Source organism: Paenibacillus sp. sg306046, assembly GCF_059821225.1.
On sequence record NZ_JCAMRT010000003.1, the window covers coordinates 19,107 to 43,401 of the forward strand.

Below are 24,295 nucleotides of genomic sequence, written 5' to 3' on the forward strand. Positions count from 1 at the left end.
ATCGCTCCCATCTTTATTTTAAATCGTGCTGAACGAAAGCCTCCTTGTTGGCCGGAATCGGTATTCTGGTTCTTAATCCCTTCATTCTTGCGAATCGCTTGCCTTCGTGGTCATAAAAATCCATATCGAGCTGCTTATCCTTGTCACTGTGACGATAACTTGCGCTGAATTTGATGATCACCCATATTTGCCTATCGGCTGCTCCGGTTATCTCAAGCTCTTGCAGCGCAAGAGGCGCCACCGGCTGAAAGAAATCGCTGCTGCTTCCATATTTCTCAGCCATCATTAATGCGACGGACGCCTGTAGAGCCGAGTCTGTCAAACAAGGATGCAAGATAAACCGACTGTCCGTATTTCGGATGGAAGCAGGCAAACTCAGCTTTGCCAAAACCTGCCCCTCCCCGACAAACAGCGCCTCCACGCCTTGATGCTCCGGGCAAAATACAAGTCCTTTAATTGCGAATGATCGGTACCACTCTTCTCTGGTAAAGGAGATCAGATTGCATTGAGAGCGTAAGGCGGTCCAATCGAAGGTTACAGCTTCTGCCGCCGCTATAATCGTTGCCGTTCCCTGATTGTGAATGATTGTTTCTTTACCGTTCTTATCTCGTTTACTATAAATCTCATAGGAAATCTCTTTGTCCGATTCCGGGAAGAGGTCAATGTGGACTTGATCTTCACCGATATGCATCGGGCTTGCCCAAACGACATCCTTAAGCCGGATTCCCTTGCGTCCCTCCCATAAGGAGCTGCCTGACGTTTCCACGGCGGCCCGCGCCATTTCGAGATAAGCCATCCCAGGTAATAAGGTTAGGCCGCGCTCCGCATGTGAAGCCCAAACATATTCACTGCCGGAAAATGAAGAGCTGAACCGTACACCGGTAAGGTCAGACGTATTGCGGTGCAGCATAGGGTGGATGACGGCCATTTGCTCAGTAGCCCCGGTTCTGGGAATGCTTGCCTGTACGTTCTTGTCCCCTGGCACCCAGTACCGTTCGTCGGCAAAAGGATAAGTCGGCAGCGAGACGATCGCATACTGTCCGGCTGCGAATAACGGTTCAAATTCCAGCGCATACCCTTGTACAAACAGCTCCGCAGCCATGGTTAGCCGTTCCAAATATTCGCCAGGCTGCGTGATGTCAGAACATTCCTGTATGCACTGATTCCCGTAACGTTTCAACGCGAGCTGTTCAGGGCGGTCATTCTCGTACTGCTCCGAGGCAAAAACTTGCGGCACCTTGCCGCCCTTTAGCCATTGCTTCAACAATGAGGCAAGCTCATCCTCATGACGGACAACAAAGGCGATCCGGCTGTTAAAGTGTTTTCTCCCCAACAGCAAGGTATAGCTCATATTGCCGCAATCCAAATGCCTGTTCTGTTCGCTGTATTCGGCTAGCTGATTCACTTGCTTACGCAGCTGCTCCGGAGAACGGGCCGATAATACGAGGAGGTATCCCGGCTTTCGGGTATGCCGTCTTGTCATTTCCGGCGCTTCCTCAATCACAATGTGAGCGTTGGTGCCGCTGAAGCCGAAAGAGCTTACGGCCCCGCAACGCTTGACATTCGGTTCGGTTTTCCACTCCTTGAGCCTCGTATTTACGTAGAACGGGCTGTCCTGGAATGGGATGTTCGGATTTCCCGTATTGAAATTCAGCGAAGCCGGGATCTGTTTATGCTTCATGGATAGCAGGATTTTGATCATGCCGGCCACTCCCGCAGCATGTGCGGCATGCCCGATATTCGTCTTGATCGACCCTATTGCGCAATAGGCTGTTTTGTCCGTATATTTCCGGAAAGCTCTCGTCAACGCTTGATACTCGATCGGATCTCCCAGCCTGGTGCCGGTCCCGTGCGCTTCAATCACCTGGATTTGATCAGGATCAATACCGAACGAGTCATATACGCCGCTCTCCAGCCTTTCCTGGGAATTGGCGCTCGGCGCCGTAATCCCGTTGGTCGTACCGTCCTGGTTGATTCCCGAGCCCCGTATCACGCCATAGATATGGTCACCGTCCGCTATTGCATCGTGAAGCCGTTTCAGCACGACCACACCGACGCCTTCACCGGGAACGAAGCCGTCCGCCCGTTCGTCAAACGTATAGCTGTGTCCTGTCGGTGACAGCATTCCCGCCTTGTTCGTACGCAGGTAATACCAGGGGGTAGACTGGACGAACACGCCGCCGGCCAACGCCAACTCGGTCTCACCTGACCACAAGCCTTGGCTGGCAAGATGGATGGCGACGAGCGAGCTTGAGCAGGCCGTGTCAACGGCTATTGCCGGACCCTTCAGGTCCAGATAATAAGCGATCCGGGCCGGGGTCACCGATCCGGCGCTGCCCCAGAACGCTTGCGGCGGTGCATCCTCGCCGACCAATTGCGCGTAGTCACCTGCGCCGCCAAGGCATCCCACGTATACGCCGCATTGGCGTCCTTGAATCCGTGCCCCGGCATAACCGGCGTCCTCCAGTGCCTTCCAGCCTTCCTCCATGAACAGCCTCTGCTGCGGGTCCATGTAGCTGGCTTCCAATCCGTTAATATTAAAGAAGAACGGATCGAATTTATCAATATCGTCAACAAATCCTCCGCGGTCGCAGAAGTCGGCATCCTTCGGATAATAATCGGAAAGCTCCCAGCGCTGCGCTTTCTCAATAAGCTCTGAGCCCTCTGACAGATGCTCCCATAATTCATTCACCGAGCTCGATTTTGCAAACCTGCCGCTCATTCCGATAATCGCTATAGGCGCCTTCTCCATGGGGGCAAACCGCTCCGAATACGTATTCGCTCCAGATTCTTCCTTACGTTCAGAGATCGTCTCGAAATCTGACTGTCGTCCGCCGATTTCGCCAGCCGCCGCCGCAGTTCCCGCCAATGGCTTGTAGGCCTTGGCGACGCCATCCCGGTGATCCGCTAAAATATAAGCGGTAAGGCGGTTGACCGAGCTATAATCAAACAAGCTTGTCGTATCGAGTTCAATCGAAAGGGATTGATTAAGAACCTGCACCAAATGAACGCCAATAATCGAATCCAGGCCGTAATCGGCGAACGACTCGTCTGCATCAATATCGTTTTTGCCCACCTTCAAGGCTTCCGACAGCTTCTGAGTGATCGTCTCCTTCACATGTTCTGCCAGCAATTGATCTGTCATGCCGGTCTCTTGAGCCGCTTCTGCAAGTTGGACGACCTGTCTAAGGCTCGGCTTCGGCAGCTTATCTTGTGCAGACTGTGCGGCGATGTTCCTGCCGCCCGAGGTTTCTTTAGCCATGCCCGCTTCCCCAACGTTTGCTTTACCCGCTTGTCCGGCTTGTCCCGCTTGCTTACGCCGTACAACTCCATCACTTCCGGCCGCGATGATCTGTTGTCCCAATTCATGCGCTTCCTGCGCCGGGAAAAACACAGGTCCGAATCCTTCGGATTCCAATACCGCCTGCCAGGTTGCGGGATTTAACCCCGGACATCCCGTCATGCGTAACCCGGCATCCTCGTACAGCCACCATCCCTCCAAAAGTCCGAACGTCAGATGGGTTAACAAACCCGGACGGCTAAGCTCATTGATCAGCACCATACCGTTATGCTTTAATAGCGCTTTGGCATTCCGCAGCGTTTGACGAATATTCCGGGTTGCGTGAAGCACATTGGTTGCCACCACAATGTCAAATAGGCCCGAAGGAGTGCCCGGTCCCCCGAACGACGGAGCTTCCACATTGAAAATTTTATAGGTCAAAAACGGATTTTCGGGACCGTATTCCTTTTCGGCATAATGCAAAAACGCTTTGGAAATGTCGGTGTAGCAATATTCCTCGATATGCGCCCGATAAGGCTCCAGCTTCCGGAACAGCATGCTGCTGGTTCCCCCGGTGCCCGCCCCGATTTCAATGATCCTCAGCTTGGCATGCGAATTTTCCGTCAGTCGTTCTTCGATATATGCCAGCAAAGTATCGGCAAGCGCTTCATTAAAGTAATCCGCGACCGGATTGTTTTTGTAGATCCCTTCCACCAGGTTCATCGAAGAATTGGGGAACAGGATATCTGTGGCAAGCCTTCTTCCCGTCAATATTTCCGGTAAAGCGCGCAGTGCGGTTTCGGCCAGTTGCGTCCAGGATCTCAAATTGGGGTCATCGAGCCAGACCGATTTAATTCGTTCCCATTCGTTCCAGGCGGCATCCCGATCAGCCCTTGCGATATCGGCCACATCATAGCTTTCACCGTCCCGATACAAATAACCGTTCTGCTCCAGCACCTGAATGCTTTGCTTGAGCCATCTTCCGTACATAACGGCAAGCCCGTTCTGTGCCTCCTCACCTGCCGCTGGCGTAACCTCTTTCCGGAATAATCCCAGAGACGAAAGCTCGCCGATAAGTATCCGCGAGAGAAGCTCGTCCAGCGCCTTATGCTGACTCATTCCGTGCTTCATGCGTTGAATTTGCGCATTTCTTTCGGGGATACGCTTCCTTATATGGTGATCATGAACCGAGATGCCGCTTGCCGGGCGGATATGGATACGCTCTAGAGGGTTCATACCTTCGATGATCAACGGCTTCGTCGTTTTCAGCATCGCCAGCTGATCCAGCGGTCCGGAAACGAGCATTTCCAGAGCATCCATTCCTTCAGCGGGCTCGATGAGCCCCATGCCGATTCGAGCAAGCTGCCGGACATCCTCCGAAGCGGCAGCCTCGTCGCTGCTCCAATACCCCCAATTCATGATCTTCACCTTGCAAGGCCATTCGCCGGACAGCCTATGCGCGAACGCATCCTTAAAGGCGCTTCCGGAAGCATAATGGCTTTGCTTCGGGTTTTTGATAAACGCAATCAAGGAGGAGAAAAACAACGCGAAATCGAGCGGCTCCTCCCGAAAAACCTGGGCCATTCGAACACTCACATCGACTTTGGCCGAAAGGCCTGCTCTGAACTGTTCCTCCTCCATATCCGTCAGAGCCGTATCCGATAAAACCATGGCTGAATGAACGATCCCGTTAACTCTTGAATAATGCCGCTTGATTTCAACATATGCATCCTGCAAGGCGTTTAAATCGGCTGCATCCGCAGTTATGTAGCGGGGCTCCGGACCAAATGCCGCTATCCTGGACAATTCGGACTTTATGCCGGCATCCATGGGTCTACGGCCGATCCAAACGATATGAGCCTTATAGGTACGGACCATGTATTCGCTCCAGGCTTTGCCGATGCCGCCCGCCCCTCCGATGACGACGTACACGCCGTGATTTCTATACAACGCTTCCGCCTTCGAGGGCGCCTCCAAAGGAACCAGCTGCTGCCTGTACCACTCCCGGTTCCGGTATACCCAAGGGTATCCGCGACGATCGGCAGGCAGCGTAAACATCTCTTCTGACGGCCAGTCGCGGCCAGCCTCCAGGTCAATGACCCGCATGCTCCAGCCCGGATACTCCTTCGCCATAGAGCCTGCCAACCCGTGAAGACCTGCATGTATCGGGTTCACCTCAGCTTTCGCGACAACGGCTTGCGTATTGAAGGTGATAACGGTCCAGCCAAGCTTTCTGCTTCCATACCCCAGTCCGATGAGCGCTTTAACCATCCTGAAGCATGTAAGAATTCCACGTTCCTGCTCCCTTATTACAGCATCGTCCGTTACAGAGTATAGCGGGGTTTCAGGCGCTATCCATACGAGATGATCAAGCCAGCCGTAGGCCCGCAGCTTATCGGCAATCTCATCGACGGTATCGCCCGGCCTATGCTCAAAGAAATGGGCATGCGGATATAACTGCTGAATGGCTCCTCTTCTGTTTTCATTCCCGCCGGCAATCCATATCCTTTCGGCCGGTACCGGAAGCCTTTCATTTTGCGCCAAAGAGACCGTATCCCATACCGGACAAAGGATCAGATTACCGACGGGCGTTTCGCCAGCAGACTCGTATCGAGGCGATTTCGGTAAATTGCCGGTTTGAAGCTTGCCTTCCACCGCCCTCGTTGAAAACCCTTTCATCCTGACGCAAACATCGCCTTGTTCATCACATAAATCAATATCGAATTTAAAGGTTGTATCCCCTGCGCCATTGTTCTCGCTGCTTCGTACCCATGCCCACATGCTTGTCTTGCAGGCTCCCCATATTTCAAGCTCCTGAAGAGCAAAGGGCATCACCGGCTTTAGTTCGGCAGGCACGCGGTCTCCGGTATTCAGTTGAAAGCCGATCGTAGTCTGTAATGCCGAATCCATCAAGCTCGGGTGCAAGACAAACCGGTCTAACGTACCCGATACCTGGGCGGGCAAGCGCAGCTTAGCCAACAGCATCCCCGCTCCCCTGTGAACCTCTTCAATCCCCCGATGAGTTGGACCGTAATCCATCCCCATCGCTTTAAACGTTTCGTAGAATTGCGCGGCGGACAACGATGACTCGCTGCAGCGAGTCTTTAAGGAACTGATGTCCAGAGCCCGGTTCGGTGCAGCCGTAACCAGCTGGGCGCCGCCCTTGCTGTGCAGGATCGGCTCCCCATCGTCTTCGCTTGGAGAGGTGTAGATCTCGTAGGCGATGCCTCCGGTATCTTCGGGCTTCAACCGGATATGTACGGCAGCCGGCTGTTCCCCTACTGCAATTGGCCTGATCCAAACGATATTTTTCAGCCGAATCCCGTTGTCACCGTTACGTTTGTCAACTGTCGCTTGCTGAGCGGCAATCCGGGCCATTTCAAGATAGGCAACGCCAGGCAATATTCGTTGCCCTTGCACGACATGATCGGCCAAGAAAAACTCGCTTCCGGTAAAAGTAGAGCTAAACCGCTGTCCGGAGAAATCCGACGTATTCCTATGCAGCATCGGATGGATGGATGCTCCGGCTGCCGCAGCGGCCGGCGCATGTGCAATGCTTGCTTCCGAGCCGATGCCGGGAACGGGAATCCAGTAACGGTCCCTTGCGAAAGGATATGTCGGCAGACCGGTCCGGCGAGGCTTGATCTCGTCATACAGCAAGTCCCAGGTCACTTCTGTACCGCGAACCCACAATTCTGCGAGCTTGTCCATATGTTCGTCATTCCTGGACGGATTGACGGCTGCTCTGTTTTCTTCCGGGGAGAGCGTAGTATTGTCGACCTTGTTGGACTTGACCTGTCCTGTATAGACATGCCCCTTTCGATCCCGATTGTGCAAAAATTCTTCGAGACCCCGAATCAATTCCGGAATATCCCGAACGACAAAAGCGGCCCTCTCCTCCATAGCTTCCCGCCCAACCTGCAGCGTATAGGCTATATCCGCTAAAGCGATTTCTTTGACGTTCTGATCGGATTGATCCGTAACGGCTATTTCGGAAAGGATGGCTGGCTCGCGATGAGCTTCCAGCACGTCAGGGTGGTAATCAATTAAATAATCGGCTACAGAAGCAACGGAGCCTCTGTGAACGAATTCAACGATGTCCATCTCGACGAGAAATTGCTCCCGAATCGCATCTTTCAGCTGCCTGATATGAACAGGCTCTATGCCGTAGTCAGCCCATTCCACGTCCATCTCGATCGCTTCTTCATCCACATGGATAATCCCGGCTAACATGCCGCGGATTTTATACTGCAGCATTTCCGCAACGGCCGCCTTCCCGTCTTCCTCAACCTGCGAATGGCTGCCTGCAGGAAGCTCCTTAAGGAAGGCGAGCAGCTTCCCGGCATAGTCGTTCAGTCTTTCCTTATTTCTTGCGGACAGCGGGACAATCGCAGGTCTGGCTTTGTCATGGCCGATCCCTGTAGCTTGGGCGGGCCTTCGTGTTTCTACGTATTCTTCCAATATTAGATGAGCATTGGAGCCAGTCGCGCCAAAGGAGCTTAGTCCGGCCCGCCGGGGGCAAGTCACCTGTCGACCGTCTTCTGCAATTACCGGCTGCCTCCATTCTTCCGTTATACGCTGCACGTAGAAGGGCGACTGCCCGAAATTGATGTGCGGATTCAATTCCTCCGCATGCAGCGACGGAACAAGCGTTCTGTGATAAAGCTGCAGCGCGGCCTTCTGAAGGCCAATCACGCCTGCCGCCGATTCCGCATGTCCGATATTAGATTTCACGGAGCCGATGGAGCAAAATTTTCGATCCTGCGTAAAGCTTTCAAAGGCTTTGATCAAGCCGTCAATTTCAATGGGATCACCCAACGAGGTACCTGTACCATGGGCTTCAACGTAGCTGATCGTCCGCGGATCAACTCCCGCTTCCTCAAGGCAAGCCGCAATAACATCTCCCTGCGCGACAGGACTTGGCACCATGATCCCGCTGACAGTCCCGACATGGTTGATAGCACTGCCTTTGATGACTGCGTAGATGCGGTCCTGATCCTCAATGGCTTTGTCCAGCGGCTTTAAAAGGACTGCCGCAACGCCTTCCGCTGAAACGTAGCCGTCGCCGTCCTTGCCAAATGTATTGCAATAACCGTCACTTGAATGCATCCCCCACATGCCGTAGGTCATATATTTAGCTGGGTGCAGGGATAAATTGACTCCTCCGGCCAAAGCGACCTCGCTTTCGCCGCGCTTAATACTCTCTATAGCCAAATGAACGGCGGTGAGTGAAGAAGAACAGAGCGTGTCCAGCGTCAAGCTCGGACCGTGGAAATTGCAAAAATACGACACCCGGTTGGCAATCGGTCCGCTCGTTAATGACAACGGAAACGCCTGCCCTTGGGACAGCGCCTCCGCACCGATAATTGTATAGTCCTTATGCATAACACCTGCGAATACTCCCACATCGCGCCGGTTATTCCGGCCTCGCGGTGCAACCAGCGTCTTCGGCGTATATCCGGCATCCTCGATCGCTTCCCAGCACGTTTCCAGAAATAACCGCTCTTGAGGGTCCATCGTTTCCGCCTCGCGGGGAGATATTCGGAAAAACTTCGGGTCGAAGCAATCCGCTTCGTCAATAAATCCTCCCCACCTGGACATCTCCTTCCCGGATGGCGATTTGATGCCCTCCATCCGTGCCCTATCCCAGCGGGAGTCCGGAATTTCGCTTATGCAGTCCTTCCCTTCGAGCAAATTAGACCAAAACTCCCCAAGGCTTCTTGCTCCGGGATACCTTCCCGACATCCCGATAATGGCGACATCTCCTTGATCACCGGGAATAACGGGCTTCACGCCAGGCTTCCGAGCTGAAGCTATCGTACTGTCAGATTCAACGGCTGCGTCGGCATGGAGCAACGGCGGTTGCGGCTCGGCAGCCAGCTGACTGAATTGCGCGCCATGACGCTTCCTTAGATAGTCCGCCAACTCGTCAATGGTCGTATATTCAAACAATAAAGTAGGAGAAAGAGACGTCTTGATCCTGGATTCGATCGCCCGAACAATCCTGAGCAAGCCCGGTGAATCCAACCCCATCTCGTAATAACCAGCCTTCGTATCAATTTCGTCCACAGGCTTATTCAAACTATCTGCCAGCAAGTGCTGGAGAAACAGCTCAATTGAATCAGTTCTTGCGTGGTCTGCGGATACGTTCCCGATAGATGTACTCCTTTCCGGATTAATTAGACCGGCCTCGCGAACAAGCTTGCCAGCGAAATTTTTTAATTCCGCGACCTTCCTTCCGGCTCCGTTAAAAAACTCCATCGTCCACTGCATAAGCTCATTCTTCTGCAGCATCGAAGAGGCCCGAACTCTTGTCAGGCAGCGCTCTTGCAGAAGCTCGGAGGCATTGAACGCCTCGTAATACAGGGGCAGAAACAACCGGCGCTCCTCTTCGGCCGCTTGGGTGAACAGCCCCCCGGAACCTACACCGCTGCCGTCAATCAGAACGGGATGGAACATGAACTGCTCCGAACCCGGCTGAGCTTCACGGCCTAGCGCTACCTCCAGCACGACATCCGCATCCGTCTTATAAATCTTACCTTCCGCCTTCATGAAACCGGTATGCAGCAGCTCCTGCCTGCGATATTGCTCATAAATCTCATGCAAGCCGAGGCTGTTTACCGCCGATTGCTTGATCACGTTCATATCCAACGATTCTTCGTAGGATACCGGATCAATTTGATGCATTTCGGCAGTGGCGTAGAGTGTGGTCTCGGGTTCTGAAACGCCATTGCGCTGATTACGTCCCTCCAACCGGATGCTCCACGACCTCTCGGAACGCTCTGTACAATAGATGCCCAGCATGACGGAATGATTAGGCCCGGCAATAAGCGGTTTATAGATGGTTAAATGGCGCAGCTCAAGCCGGTCAAACCGGTAGTGATGCTTTCTGAAAACCTGGTACAGAATATCAATATAGGCCAATCCGGGCAACAGAGCTTGTCCATAAACGTGGTGATTGCTTATCATCGGGTTTTGGGCGGACACGTTAAATTGTTCGTTAATCATCGGGTTCCCTCCTATCCGAATGTTTCCCAGACCATTGCCTGAACGTGTTCCCGCTTTTCCTCCGCGTCGATGTCCCGGTGCTGCCTCCGGTTTAACGCGGGAAGCGGTATGGGCTGCCTCACCGTAGGTTCCTCATCGGAACCGGGCCATTCCTCTACAATGACATGGGCGTTTGTCCCTCCGTCGGCAAAGCAGTTGACGGCAGCGATCCGCAGTAAATCGGTCCATTCGGTATTTTCCCTGTTAAAGTAGAACGGAGTCGTGCTCATATCGAAATGAGCCAGCGGCTCCTGCCCGGATAAGAACGGCACCATCCTTCTATGCTGCATCATCAAAACGACTTTAATGAAGCTTGCAATGCCTTCGGCACACAGCGGATGCCCGATATTGGGCTTCATCGAACCCAAGCCCAGCGGCGACGTACCGCTGGAGCGGTATACGGATTGTATAGCCTTAAGCTCCAACAAATCGGTCACCCTCGTACCGGAGCCGTTCGTTTCGACATAGCTGATTTCCTCCGGTTTCCGTCCGCTTTTGCGCAAGGCCGTCTGCAAAACCTCTTTGTGAGCCTTAATGTTGGGCGTTGCAGGTCCCGCAGTCCGGCCATCGTTATTGATGGCAAGCCCGCGAATGACAGCGTAAATCCGGTCCCCGTCTGCAAGCGCCTGCTCCACCGTCTTGAGCAGGACCATTCCTGCGCCTTCTCCCAGCACGACTCCGCCTGCACGACGGTCGAACAGATGGAAAGCCGGGCCCGGGCTTAAAATTCCCCGCTGCTCGAATATCCGATGCGCATCATCCGTCGCAAGCAGGCTGGCCCCGCCTACAACCGCTGCGTCAATGTCTCCGGTGTATAAAGCTTGTATGGCCATATTCATGGCGACTAAAGCCGAGGAGCAAGCGGTATCAATAACAACACTCGGTCCCCGAAGATCAAAATATTGCGAAATATTGGCGGCCAGATAGTTTTGCCCGATAGCAACAATCGGGTTGCGGGCGTTGCGCAAGCTCGCATTCTCCGGCTGGTGACGGCTTCGCGCGCCAAGGTAGACCCCTACCGGCTTACCTTTGATTTCCTGCCCGGAATAGCCCGCGTGACATAAGAGCTTAAGACTTTCCTCCAGAACCAGCAGCGCCTGCGGGTCCATAGCCTTGGCGTCCTCTTCCGGGATTAGGAAATAAGACGGATCGTAGCTGGTGATATCGTGAAGCAGTCCTGCATAATATTGATTGGAATTCCCCCAGCGTTCGAAGGGAACAGGGCCGATCGCCGACCGTCCTTCGGACAAAATCTTCCAGTACTCCTCCAGCGAGTTCGCTCCCGGAAACCGGCAGGACATGCCGACGACGGCAATGCCCGATGGGCACGCGCTTTGAATTGCGCCAAGCTTCCCTGCATCGTTCTCAAGGACAACTGCTGATGCTGTTGGAGTTGCAGTCCGCGCGGATAGATCCGAATTTGCGCGTTCGGGCGCCTCCAAGACCTTCGCCAGCTTAGCGGAATAGGTGCGTATGAGCCATGCCGCCAGCGATTCGATGTTCGGATACTCGAATAAAACGGATGGATCGAGATCCTCGGTTATCCGCTGATTCATTTTGCGCAGCAATTGGGCAAACATAATCGAATCTACGCCATAGTCCTGAAAAGCCGCATCAAGCTCAAGCCTGGAGACATCAATCCTTAATTCCTCGGCCAGCAGCTCCAGCAGCCAACCTTGTGTTCGGCTCAAGAGGCTTTCCGAGTCGTTGTCAGCGGGCTTCACGCCTGCCGGTGATTGCCGCCTGACGACTGGCAGAGCCTCCGGAGCGGTACGCTGCATAAGCTGGCCCGGCTGCCACAAATCCGGATTTACCACTGCGGGCAGCACGACAGGTCCCATCCGACCGGACAAAACATGATCGAGCAGCTGAAGCCCCTCGTCATTGGTCATGCTTAACAAGCCCGTCTGTTCGTAAGCTCTGCTTCTTACCTCGCCCATCCCCGTTTCTTTCCAGCTCGGCCATTGAATGCTGATCATTGGACATACGCCGGCTGCTGCCTCCGCAAAATAATCCATGTAAGCGTTTGCCATGCAATAATCGCTTTGCCCTGCTGCCAAAGCCGGAAGGATCGAGGAGACCGAGGAGAACAGGACAAAGAACGTTAAAGGCTCGTCCTTGACGCTTTGATAGAGCGTCTGCAGTCCGGAAGTCTTCGGTTCCAGCACCTGCTGAATGCTGTCTGCGGATTTCCTGATGAATGCAGGAGTGTCAAAATCGATCAAACCCGCGCTATGGATAACGCCTCCGATTGGACCCATCGTTCGTTTAACCTCTTCGAGGTGGCGGCGCAAACCTTGCTCGTCCGTTAAGTCCGCCGACAAAACGGTCACGTCCACATGTTGAGCCTCCAAAGCTTGCACAGCCCGGATTTTCTGGGCTATAGAGGAATGCTGCCCTTGATATAAGCCCCATTGGTCCCGGGGAGGCAGATTCTCCCGCCCTGTAAGCACCAGCTTCTTAACGCCATATCGCTTGATGAAATGGTCCGCGCATAGTAACCCGATTCCCCGCGTCCCTCCCGTTATCCAGAGAACATGACCGTCCGGGAAAAGGAACGGTTCGTGACCGGCATCCCGCGTCTCCAATTCCGCAAGTAAAGACCGGTAGCGCATCCCGTTCCGGTAGCCGACCTCGGCATCCTGGCTATCGGCGGCAAACTCGGAAGCAATCTGCTCCGCTGACACGGCATCGCCGGAAGAGGAGTCGATATCCATATGCCGCGAGCTTAAGCGGCTGTATTCGCTTTGCAGCATCCGATATAGTCCGGCAAGATCAGCGCCGGACATACGGACGGTTGCATTGTGCAGCGATTCGAGGCCTTTCGAGACGCCAAGCAGCGTCAAGCCTTCCCTCTTCCCATGTTCAATCAGCCGCTGAAGCCACTCCAGCCACGCTGCACTCGCTGCCTGATCAATTCCTCCGCTTCCGCAGCCAATCAAATCGATACAGCCCGCATACAGGTCCCAATCTTGCATCTGAAACTGACGGAGCTCCTGCGCCAGGTCTTGAATATCGAGAATCCGGCTTCTTTCAAAATGCCCGGATACCCGAACAGCCAATGCCATCGTTTCCCTTGTTGTCAATATAGCTACCGTTCCGCTCACCGGCTTGGTTGGAACGGTCCCGCTCAGCTCCCACTGCTTGGTTAAAAAGCATGTTCTTCGGATTTCCGATCGTTCCTGTCGTCCCTGTCGTTCCTGTCGGACAGGAATATCCCTTTCAGCTCCCGCCTGCGCGACAATTCCGGCCTGTATCTGATCCAATCCGGGAACCCAGTAACGTTCACTTGCGAAAGGGTAAACGGGCAAGCTGATCCGGCGCGGCTTGTTCTCCCCATAGATCTTGGTCCAATCCACGTGCAGCCCCTTCACCCAGAGGCTTACGAGCTTGACATATTTTTTGCGCTGCATCCATTTGCCAACCGCTTCCTCCAGCTCCTCATCTCTGGTGAAAACAGCTAATGCCTCTTTATTGCGCTTGACCTGACCATAATAAACCCCTTCCGCCTGACCCCCGTCTTGTATATATCCCTGCAGCTTCTCCTCCAGCTCCTGCATCGAAGTCACAAGGATCGCAAGCCGTTCCTCCATCGCTTCCCGCCCCAATTGAAGGGTGTAAGCGATATCGCTAAGACGGGCATCGTCGAATTGCCGCTCGCAGATCGCGGCCAGCAGCCGCCGTACCTGCTCCTTCAGCTGAGCTTCACTTTTCGCGGACAACACAAGGATAGCCGGATTTTGGGCGTTTACCTGTGCAGGGTAGGCGCTTTCGTCACGGGGGACATATTCTTCAATCACCACATGCGCATTCGAGCCTCCAGCGCCAAAAGACGAGACGCCGGCGACTCTCGGATACTCTCGCTGTACCCCGTTATTCTCCAGCACCGGTCTTCTCCATTCAGAAAGCTCCTGCTGTACGACAAAAGGCGTATTTGCGAAATCAATGTTCGGATTCAGCACCTTGGAATGAAGCGAAGGCGCCAATTGTCCGTATTTAAGCTGTAGAAGCACCTTGGTCACGCCTGCTATTCCAGCCGCGCTTTCGCAATGTCCGATATTCGATTTGACCGAACCAATGGAACAGAACTGCTTGTCCTTCGTATATTGCTCAAAAATTTGGCTTAAGCCCGCCATTTCAATCGGGTCCCCGAGAGAGGTTCCGGTGCCGTGCGCCTCCACGTAGCTGATCGACCTCGGGTCGATCCCCGCTTCCTTGAACGCACGTCCGATGACACTTGCTTGGGCATTGGGATTCGGAACCGTATAGCCGTTCGTTTTCCCTCCGTGATTGATAGCCGTCGCTTTGATGACGCCATAGATGTTATCCCTGTCGGCAATGGCTCTGGACAGCGGCTTGAGCAGAACGGCTCCAACCCCTTCACCGGGCACATAGCCGTCGCCTCCATACCCGAAGCTTTCGCATCGGCCCTTGCCGGAAATGAATTTCCCCTGCGAAAGAAACAAATATTTATTCGGATGAATCGAAACATTCACTCCGCCTGCGACCGCAACCTCGCATTCTCCCCGCTGCAGGCTGTGACAAGCCAAATGGATAGCCGTCAGGGAGGAAGAACACATCGTATCGACGCTCATGCTGGGTCCGTGGAAATTACAAAAATACGATATGCGGTTGGCGATGGAAGCCGGAAGTCCGTACAGTGCAACAGGCTTACCTGACATTTGCTGCTGCGCTCCATACAATTGATACTCCTCATACATGACACCTACGTAGACGCCCACGTTCCCCTCCAGGCCGAAACGGTTGTTCAAGGCAAGGGAGTCCCGGGTATAGCCCGCATCCTCTATCGCTTCATAGACGCATTGCAGAAACAGACGCTCCTGCGGGTCCATCAATTCCGCTTCCTTGGGAGAAATATTAAAGAATAAAGGATCAAATCGGTCGACCCCTTCAAGGAAGCCTCCCCACTTGCTGTATGTTTTCCCGGACTTGTTTCGGTCCTCGTCATAATAATGGCTGTAGTCCCAACGGTCCCCGGGGATTTCGGTAATGCAATCTTTGCCGCTTCTTAACACATCCCAAAATTCCCGCATATTGCTCGCTCCGGGATAGCGGCCGGAGATGCCAACGATCGCTACATCGAATTCCCGTGCTGCCTGCGCCTCCCGTTCTGCGGCCATATCGGATGCAAAACGCGGACGCTTTCGGCTCGTCAGCACCGGCGGCAGCGGCAGCGGCTTCGCTTCGAAAACGGGCGTTTCCTGGGGCAGGTCGGCTGCCGCCTTGCTTCCCGCTCCCAGCAGCTCCACCATTTTGTCCCGGTAAGCGTTAAGGAAATACCTGGATAAATCACGAATCGTGTAATATTCAAAAAATAAGGTTTTGGATAACGAGCCAAAAGTCTTCTCAAGCTCATTGGTTAATTGGGTTGTCATGATGGAATCAATGCCATAATTCTCCATAGGCGCATCCGCATCAATTCGCTGCGCCGGAAGCCTCAGGACGCCGGAAATCCGCTTTTTCAAAAACTGCGCCGCTTGCTCCAGCAGCTCGTCGTCTTCGCCGTCCGGTGCCGAAACCGCTTGTTGGGCCGGTTTCGAGTCCACGGCAGCAATTGCGCCGTTTGCGGCACGGCGAACACTCTGTTTTTCGGTAAGCCGCGCATAGAACAGCCCTGGGTCGCCTTCCGCAATCAGCACTTGGTCCCTGCCCGACGCTAACGCCCGGTAGAAAGCGCGCATGCCCGTATGCTTATCTATAGCGGACATTCCCAGCTGCTGCAGCATCAGCCTTTCGGTTTCGGCGTCAACGTGCATCCCGCCGTCCTTCCACAACGGCCAGTTCACGGATAACGTCTGACCGCTCCGCAGGTTTGACCTCTTAAGCCCGTTACGGTAGCCTGCATAGGCGTCCATAAAAGCATTGGCCGTGCAATAGTCGGCCTGACCCGGATTGCCCATAGCTCCGAATACCGACGAAAACATAATAAAGAAGTCGAGGCTCATGTCCTTGGTTGCATGGTCCAAATGAACCGCCCCCGCAACCTTTGGCGCCAGAACCTCGTACAATTCCCCGGCTGTCTTTTTGAGGATGTAGTTGTCTTTAATGACGCCTGCGCTGTGAATGATGCCATTCAGGTCTCCGAAATCCGCCTTTAGACTTTGGATTAGTTGATGAACCGCCTTGTCGTTCGTTACATCCAACTGTCTGTATTCGGCTTTGGCCCCCAGTCTTTGCAAATCGTCAAGCTGCTCCTGCTTTTCCGCACCTAAAGGTGAACGGCCCGCAAGAATCAAGGTCACCTGCTTGGCTCGACCAGCAATTTCATGGGCAAACAGAAGTCCCAAGCCTCCTGTGCCTCCTGTAATCAAATAAACGCCTCCGTCTTTCCACGGGGCGCTTTCCCCCACCTCGGATTCGGAAGCGGTACCCTTCTCCCAGCTTATCACTTGACGCTTGCCATCTTGATAGCGTACCCTGTCTTCTTCCGGAAGGCGGCCGTTTGCTGCCAATTTTTCCGCTAATCCCTCTGGAGCTAAATCCCGATCGACCTCGATAATCTGGCTTGCGAATTTTGGATTCTCCAGCCGCGCTGTTCGGAGAAGACCGGATAATCCGCTGAAAGACTGCTCCTCCTCCCCTGTCGCAATCACAACCTGGACGAACACGCTGCCTAAGGAGCCATCCTTGAGCAGGCTTTGAATTTCTTCAAGCAACTTTACCGCATAGGCTTGAAACCGATCCTTCATGTCTCCTTGCCCGGCTTGCCAATGAAGAACGCGGCACCCGCTCATCAATGTCTCCAGCTGTTTCCCGACGTCTTCGTCCATTTCACAAAGCACAACAAGATGCTCATCATAGTTAGGCATCACGGCTTCCGCTTCAAGCTCCTGTTCCTTCCAGGACGGATGCAGCATGAAAGTTTCCTTATTTGTCCACGTATGAAGCAAAGCGGCTTCATCAACAGCCCTCCAGGATAAGCCTCTCAACCGTACACATAGCTTACCTTGTTCGTCCATGAGGTCGATATCGACTTTCTCTACTCTTTCTCCCGCGCTTGTACCGCCGTGATGCTGGACCAATGCCCACATGACAGAATCACAAGGGTGGAAAATGTCAAGCTCCTGCAAGGCAAACGGCAGAAACAGCCTTGCAGATGCCTTATTACCGTTAGCCGACCCGCGTTCCGCAAAGTTCGAACCCGCCATCAGAATCATAGCTGCCTGTAAGGCCGAATCCATCAGGCTGGGATGCAAATGAAACATTTCACCGGTATTGCGGAGCACAGGAGGCAGGATCAGCTTTGCAAGTACGCGGTCAGCTCCTGTAAGCACCCTTTCGATTCCCTGATGCGCGGGTCCGTAATCCAGTCCCATCGCCCGGAACATTTCATAATAGTGGGCTGCCGGAATCGGTGACTCTGTACATTCAGCCATTAATTCCTGAATCTTTACGTTGTGGACTTCTTTAATCGAACGGAGCACGGCATTTCCCTGGCTATGGATGGCGTTCTCTGCGTCGCTCCCCTCGGGATGGGTGTAAATTTCAAATAAAATTTCTCCATGCTGTACCGGAAAAAGCCGAATATGCACTTGAACCGGTTGTTGCCCGACCGCAATAGGGTGGGACCACACGACATTGTGCAGGGAAATTCCTGTCTTGTCTTTGTCCAACTGGCCGGCAGCCTTGTCAATAGCCGTCCGTGCTATCTCCAGATAAGCTACCCCCGGCAAAAGCTTCTTCCCCTTCACGACGTGGTCCGCCAGAAAAAATTCTCCGCCAGTGAAGGTTGAACTGAAACGCTGTTCCGAGAAATCAGACGTGTTCTGATGCAGCAGCGGATGGAGTGCAGAAATTACGCCGTAACCCGCCGCTTTACTGCCGCCCTCCTCCTCTTCCTCAGGAATCCAATAGCGCTCTCTGGCAAACGGGTACGTCGGCAGATGGACGTGCTGCAAGCTGTCATCAGGAAACAGCGCTTTCCAATCCACCTCATGCCCCTTGACATACAAGGCCGCCAATGCCTCCAGCTTCGCACTGTAATCCTCACTGCTGAGTCCTTCGGTCGAGCGCAGCTCTTGCACAATGGCCCTGCCGAGCTGTTCAAAAAGAGCTTGATCGGGAGCGCCTTTGAACGGAACATGATCTTTGAAATACCCTTCGGTCTCTCCTTTGTCCAAAACCTGCCCCAATTTCTCCCGCAGCTCCTGCACATCCTTGACGACCAAGGCTGCTCTTATCCCAAAATGCTCCCTTCTAACGAGCAAAGTCGCGCTAATATCCGCAAGCGTCTGCTCCTGCCCGTTCCGGTCAAGCCAACTCGCAAGATCCAGTATTCGTTGACGAAGCACTTGCTCTGTTTTAGCCGATAAGCTGATGAGGCAGGCGGGCAGCTTCGTGCCGGCGCCGGACGCACTCTCGATCTCAGGCGCTTCTTCGACCACAACATGCGCATTCGTACCCCCGAAACCGAAGGAGCTTATTCCTGCACGCCGTGGAAAAGCTTGCTGATCCTCTCCCCGCAGTTGCTCCCAGTCCCGAAGCTTATCTACAATGTAAAACGGACTATCCTCGATGGAGATGCGGTGATTCAGTTTTTGGAAATTTTGCAAACCCGGCAGCTGTTTATGCTTCATCGACAACAGAACCTTGATCAAGCCTGCAATTCCAGCGGCCGATTCCAAATGCCCGATATTCGTTTTCACGGAGCCCAAGCCGCAATAGCTTGTGTTCCGCTCCTGCGCGCCAAGCATTTGAAATGCCTTTAGAAGCCCTTTGAATTCCAAAGGATCTCCCTTCGGAGTTCCTGTTCCGTGGGCTTCAATATAGCTGACGCTTTCAACCGGTACCCCGGCTCGCTTATGCGCTTCGGCAATGACCTCCGCCTGAGCGTCGGGGTTCGGATAAGTCAGCGTATGCGTTCTCCCGTTATGGTTAACGGCGCTTCCTTTCAAGACCCCGTATATCGGGTCTCCGTCCTTGAGCGCTTGCTCCAGTGGCTTTAGCAGCACGACGCCTGCGCCTTCGCTACGTACATAGCCGTCCGCGCTGTCGTCAAAGGTTTTGCAGGAGCCGGTTCGAGACAGCATCCCTGCTTTGGAGAAGGAGATGTGGCGCGATGGCGTCAGGATGAGACTGATTCCACCGGCCAACGCCATCTCGCACTCTCCCAAGAGCAACGATTGAGCAGCTGAATGTATGGCGTTAAAAGAGCTTGAACAAGCCGTATCTATTGGAAAGCTCGGACCTTTAAGGTTATAGTAGTGAGAAATCCGGTTTGCAATGACAGCCGAGGCCGTTCCGATCGAATGATACGTTTCAATTGTTCGTTCCTTGCTTTCCTGCAGCCCTTTATAGTCAAAGTTAAATACGCCGACATAAACGCCAACCTTCTCTCCTGAAATACGAGAAGGCCGAACCCCTGCGTCCTCCAGACAAGACCATGTCAATTCCAGCATAATCCGCTGCTGCGGATCGGTCGCCTCTACTTCCCGTGCAGAGAGACCGAAAAAGCCCGGATCGAAGGCATCTACTTCCTGTATAAAGCCGCCCCACTTGCTATTGCTTTTGTTTCTTTCCTTCTGGGGATCTCCCCAATAGGCTTGCCAATCCCAGCGTTCCTTCGGGATTTCCTGAATGCTTGAACGTCCCTCAATCAAATTCCCCCAAAACTGTTCATAGTTCCGGGCGCCCGGAAAACGGCAGGCCATGCCAATAACGGCAATATCTTTTTTCAGTGAAGATTGATTGCTCTCCCTTACCATAGATCATCAACCTCTCTTATTAAAAAATTTATTCCATAGCGACGGCTGCCATTTGAAAGCTGCTATAACGCTCGTTTAACAGCCTTGCCGTTTCGATCATCAGCTTTTCGCCGATTTCATCCGCGTGCCGGTTGCGCCAATTTTCCAGCTCCGTCCCTTTCACCCATTGGTTAAAAGCGCCGAGCGCCGGGCCGCATTGAATTTGGTAATCGACCTTGCTTGCTTCATTGCCGCTCAAGGCGAGCCGGGTGCTGTAAGCGAAATACCATTTGAAAATCAAGACCATTTTAATTTTCGGATTCCGTTCCGCCCTTTCAATCACGTGAGGAGGCTGGTATGCCTCAACCTCTTTGTATACGCTTTCGAAACTGCGTTTGAAGTACTTTTCCTGAATTTGAATCTTCGTTATTTCATCAATGTCATCAATCGAGTTGTATTGACGGTATAAATCGTATAATTTATTTGCCCTCGCAGGAAAAAACAAGCCCTTCTTCAGCACCTGGACCTTGGCGCCCATCTCAAACATATCCCCCGCCGGAGCATACTCTGTATCCTGAACATTCATTTGCTCAAGCAGCTCCTTTACTTGGTCGCTGGTAGCCGCTTCCACCGTACATTGGTTGATCGAACCGGTTACAATGAAGTCAGCCCCTAGCGTAAAAGCCGCAGAAGCCGCTTCAGGCGTACCGATTCCGCCGGCCGCCCCTACCCGCACCTTCTTGGAATAACGAAACTTCATCATCATGTCATCCCTTAATTTAAGGATGGACGGTATTAACGCATAAGCCACCGCGCCATCGGTATGGCCGCCCGAATCCGCTTCCGCGCAAATATCGTCCGCTACGGGAACCTCTTTTAGCATCATAGCCTGCTCCTGCGAAATTTGGTTTTCTTCCAGCAGCTTTACAACGATTCGTTCGGGGGCCGGACTAAGGAACACTTCGGCGACCTCCGGACGCGAAATTTTGGCAATGATTTTATTGGAGGACACTACCTTCCCATTGCGTTCGCGCAGCAGCCCCTTAGCCTGGTATTTCACCAGTGCAGGCGTAATCGTCATAAAAGCCGCGGCTTCGATGACCTTTACCCCGTATTGCAAGTAAAGATCCACCGTGTTCATTTCGATTTCCGGCTCGGAAGGGTCGTGCACCAGATTCATGCCGTAGGCCTCGCCGTTGACAAGCTCATTTTGTATAAAGTAAATCGCATCGGCAATTTGAGGCATTTTTAAGCCGCCGGTTCCGAAAAAGCCCATCATTCCGGCCTTCCCCATGCGAACAACCAGCTCTTTGGAAGCAATTCCTCGATACATTCCGCCGGCTACATAAGCGTATTTAAGCTTGTAGTCTTTTCTAAATTCGGCGCTTCCCAGCGAGGCAGGCAAGATTTCTCCCCACCCGTTCCGGACAGGTTTCGCTTCTTGTGCCGCGACCGCAAATGCTTCCTCTGCTTCTTCAACAACCCGGGTTTCTTGCTCGGGGACCTCGTCTTCCACGACAAGCGGCTCCGCTTCCGCTTGAATGCGCCCGATTAAATCGGTCAGCACCTTGCCCGGTCCAAGCTCTTCAAAAGCCATGTCCCCAAGCCCCGTTAAATAGCGGATGCTCTCGGTCCATTTCACGGAATTCGTAATCTGCTTGACGAGATTGCCTTTCACATCGGATGGCTTGTATGGTCTGGCATAAACGTTGGAAATGACCGGGATATCCATCCGCTCGAATTCATACCGGTTCAGGAAGGATTCAAACTCGTTTGCGGCTTCCGCCATATAGCGGGAATGAAATGCGCCGCTTGTCCTGAGCGGGATATACATTTTAACAGCCTGAATCTGCTCGAACGTCGTTCGGGCTTGTTCGATATCCGCTTTCGGACCTGAAATGACGATCTGAAACGGACTATTCAGATTGGCAATGTCTATCCTTGTCAGGTGATGCTGCGTGATGACCTCCCTGATTTGTTCCTCGCTTAACCCGACGACTGCAGCCATTCCGCCGCCCTCTGCCCGGCTCATGAGCTCGCCCCGTTTCTTCACTAACATAAGTCCGGTAATAAAATCAAAGGCTCCCGACGCCAGAAGCGCGTTGTATTCGCCCAGACTATGCCCGGCAACGAAATCCGGCTTTCTGCCGAATTGCTCCAGCTTCTTAAAGTAGCTGAATGCATTTACAGTATAGAGGGCAGGTTGGGTATACTGCGTTTGATTCAATTTCAAATCCGGATCTTCCAAACAAAGTGTCCTGATCGAATAGCCGAGTGCTTCATCCGCCTGCAAGGTCAAGTCCTTAAATTCATCAAAAAGCGCTTCACCCATTCCTTTTCTTTGGGCGCCCTGCCCCGGGAAAACGTAAGTAATCATGTATGCATCTGCCACCCTCCCATTAGATTCATACAGGTACATGCCAGGCATTTTGAAATGCCCTCCCAGACGAAATCATGAATTCGAAAAAACAAAAAAATGCCTACGGCACCCTCCCTAGAGAAGGCTCGATAAGCATGTACACTTGATCCTGTGTAAAATTATGACCCTTACACTTCTTAACGCGCCGAAACGTCGATTAAGTCGAAGTAAGTTAATAGCCTAACAACTAATTACTATATTAGCATATATATTATTTTTTGCAAACTTTTTAAATATAGACACATATTATACAAATTATGAAGCAAGCGTCCAGCTTTCGACAAAAATCTCAAACATTATGTAGTAGTATATTTACAAAGATATAATGGAGGTTCAATGTCATGCTGTGGTATGCGCTATTTGTCAAAACAGGATACGAATCCAATATTAAAAAATAGCTCGATAAGCGATTTGGTAGCCGTTTGTTGTATAGCTTCATACCCAAAAGGAAGGTTCCCGAGAAACAAAATGGCGAAAACTGAAGCAAGATCAAGTAGTTCTATGTATACGGCCGAATAAGAGGTGCTTGGTTCGGAATAAAGGGGTTAAATCGAAAGACCTGTCTCCTTTCCGATCCGTTGATCACGCCTTATTATGGCAAAGCATGCCAAAGTTCATTCTCCCCATCCTGGTTAACAAAAAATCAACCGGCTAACCTTGTGGGGTCAGCCGGTTGATAACGGTGAGATCATTTCCTCCACCTGAACGTTTTGCGCCCGGTTGATCAAGGAAGCAGCGGCTGAAATTCCCCTGTTACCGGTTGCTGGCCTTGATGCAGCGTATAGCCTTCCTCCCGTTGAAGATCAAATTTCTCCATGATGGGCAGATCGCTGGCCGAAAACAGATAGGCGTCCTCCAACGCAACATGCTCATGCCAGGCCCAGTTCGGCACAACGAAGAAATCCCCTTGCGACCAGTCGTAACGAATTCCGTTAATGATGGAATAGCCTGACCCTTTAAACACCTGATAGATCGAGGAATGCGTATGCCGATGCGCTTTCGAATGAAACCCGGCCGGCAGCTTGTGCATCCAGGCCGCAATGTTCGGATTTGCTGTATGTCCATTTGAAGGATTCATAAATTCAACCGCATATCCATCATAAGGATCTGGCGCAAAGCGTTCCATCCCTTCCAGCGCGGCAAGCGTTTTCGACCATTTATACGAGCCCACCGGAGCAATCTTCGGCTCCCGGTCTGCAATCGGCCGCATCATGCCGCCCTCGTAGTTACCGGGACTGTAGTGATCCGCCACACTTGGCTGCTCGATTTTTTCAGGATGACTCTCGAAGAAGGTGCCGCCGATCGCATAGATGGTCGGAATGTCCAGGCAGTCCATCCAGATCATCGGCTTATCGCCAAGATGCGCATGACCGTGCCAAAGTCCCTTCGGCGTTGTAAGGAAATCCCCCTCCTCCATGAAGAAGCGCTCGCCCTGGACGATGGAGTACGCGCCCTCCCCTTGCATAATAAAACGAAGCGCGCTCTGCGTATGACGGTGGGACGGCGCGATTTCGCCGGGCAGCAGCAGCTGGACAGCCGCGTAAAGGGTTTGCGTTGTGGACGCCCATCCCCACGGCTGACGGTTGGTCAAGCCGGGGTTTTGCAAATAAATGGCACGGCGTTCTCCCCCGCGGTCTGGTGTAAAAATTTCACGAGCTTCCATGAGCTTGGCATAAAGCGTTTCCCATTTCCATAAATACGCGGCAGCCTGTGGCGTAGGCTCCTTGTGCATCAATGCGGGAATCGCATTCCACAGCGGACCTAAATGATACTTTTCAATTTCCCGGTTAAAATCCTGAACGGCTTCACTTTGAAAAAAATCCATTTTCTCTGCCATAGCTTCGC

The 24,295-nt window shown here is 52.9% G+C and carries 4 protein-coding genes; all 4 read right to left on the reverse strand.

Annotation, left to right across the window (positions count from 1 at the left end; translation table 11 throughout):
* Positions 1-13 precede the first annotated feature (13 nt).
* The 4 genes from AC6ROY_RS03760 to AC6ROY_RS03775 all read right to left on the reverse strand — a co-directional run bounded on the left by AC6ROY_RS03760 (position 14) and on the right by AC6ROY_RS03775 (position 24,287).
* Positions 14-10,288, reverse strand: a complete 10,275-nt coding sequence (locus AC6ROY_RS03760) for an SDR family NAD(P)-dependent oxidoreductase (protein ID WP_500098665.1) — start codon at positions 10,286-10,288, stop codon at positions 14-16.
* An 11-nt stretch (positions 10,289-10,299) separates the two neighbouring features.
* Positions 10,300-20,052 (reverse strand): SDR family NAD(P)-dependent oxidoreductase, encoded by a 9,753-nt coding sequence (locus AC6ROY_RS03765; RefSeq protein WP_500098666.1) that lies wholly within the window; start codon positions 20,050-20,052, stop codon positions 10,300-10,302.
* 28 nt (positions 20,053-20,080) lie between these two features.
* Positions 20,081-22,408, reverse strand: a complete 2,328-nt coding sequence (fabD, locus tag AC6ROY_RS03770; protein WP_500098667.1) for an ACP S-malonyltransferase — start codon at positions 22,406-22,408, stop codon at positions 20,081-20,083.
* A gap of 766 nt (positions 22,409-23,174) precedes the next feature.
* Positions 23,175-24,287: a cupin domain-containing protein gene (locus AC6ROY_RS03775; protein ID WP_500098668.1), complete on the reverse strand. Its 1,113-nt coding sequence runs from the start codon at positions 24,285-24,287 to the stop codon at positions 23,175-23,177.
* Between the last annotated feature and the right edge of the window lie 8 nt (positions 24,288-24,295).

Coding starts and splice junctions, on each gene's coding strand:
- AC6ROY_RS03760 (WP_500098665.1), bottom strand. CDS start 10,288: ATGATTAACGAACAATTTAACGTGTCCGCCCAAAACCCGATGATAAGC.
- AC6ROY_RS03765 (WP_500098666.1), bottom strand. CDS start 20,052: ATGGTAAGGGAGAGCAATCAATCTTCACTGAAAAAAGATATTGCCGTT.
- AC6ROY_RS03775 (WP_500098668.1), bottom strand. CDS start 24,287: ATGGCAGAGAAAATGGATTTTTTTCAAAGTGAAGCCGTTCAGGATTTT.
- fabD (WP_500098667.1), bottom strand. CDS start 22,408: ATGATTACTTACGTTTTCCCGGGGCAGGGCGCCCAAAGAAAAGGAATG.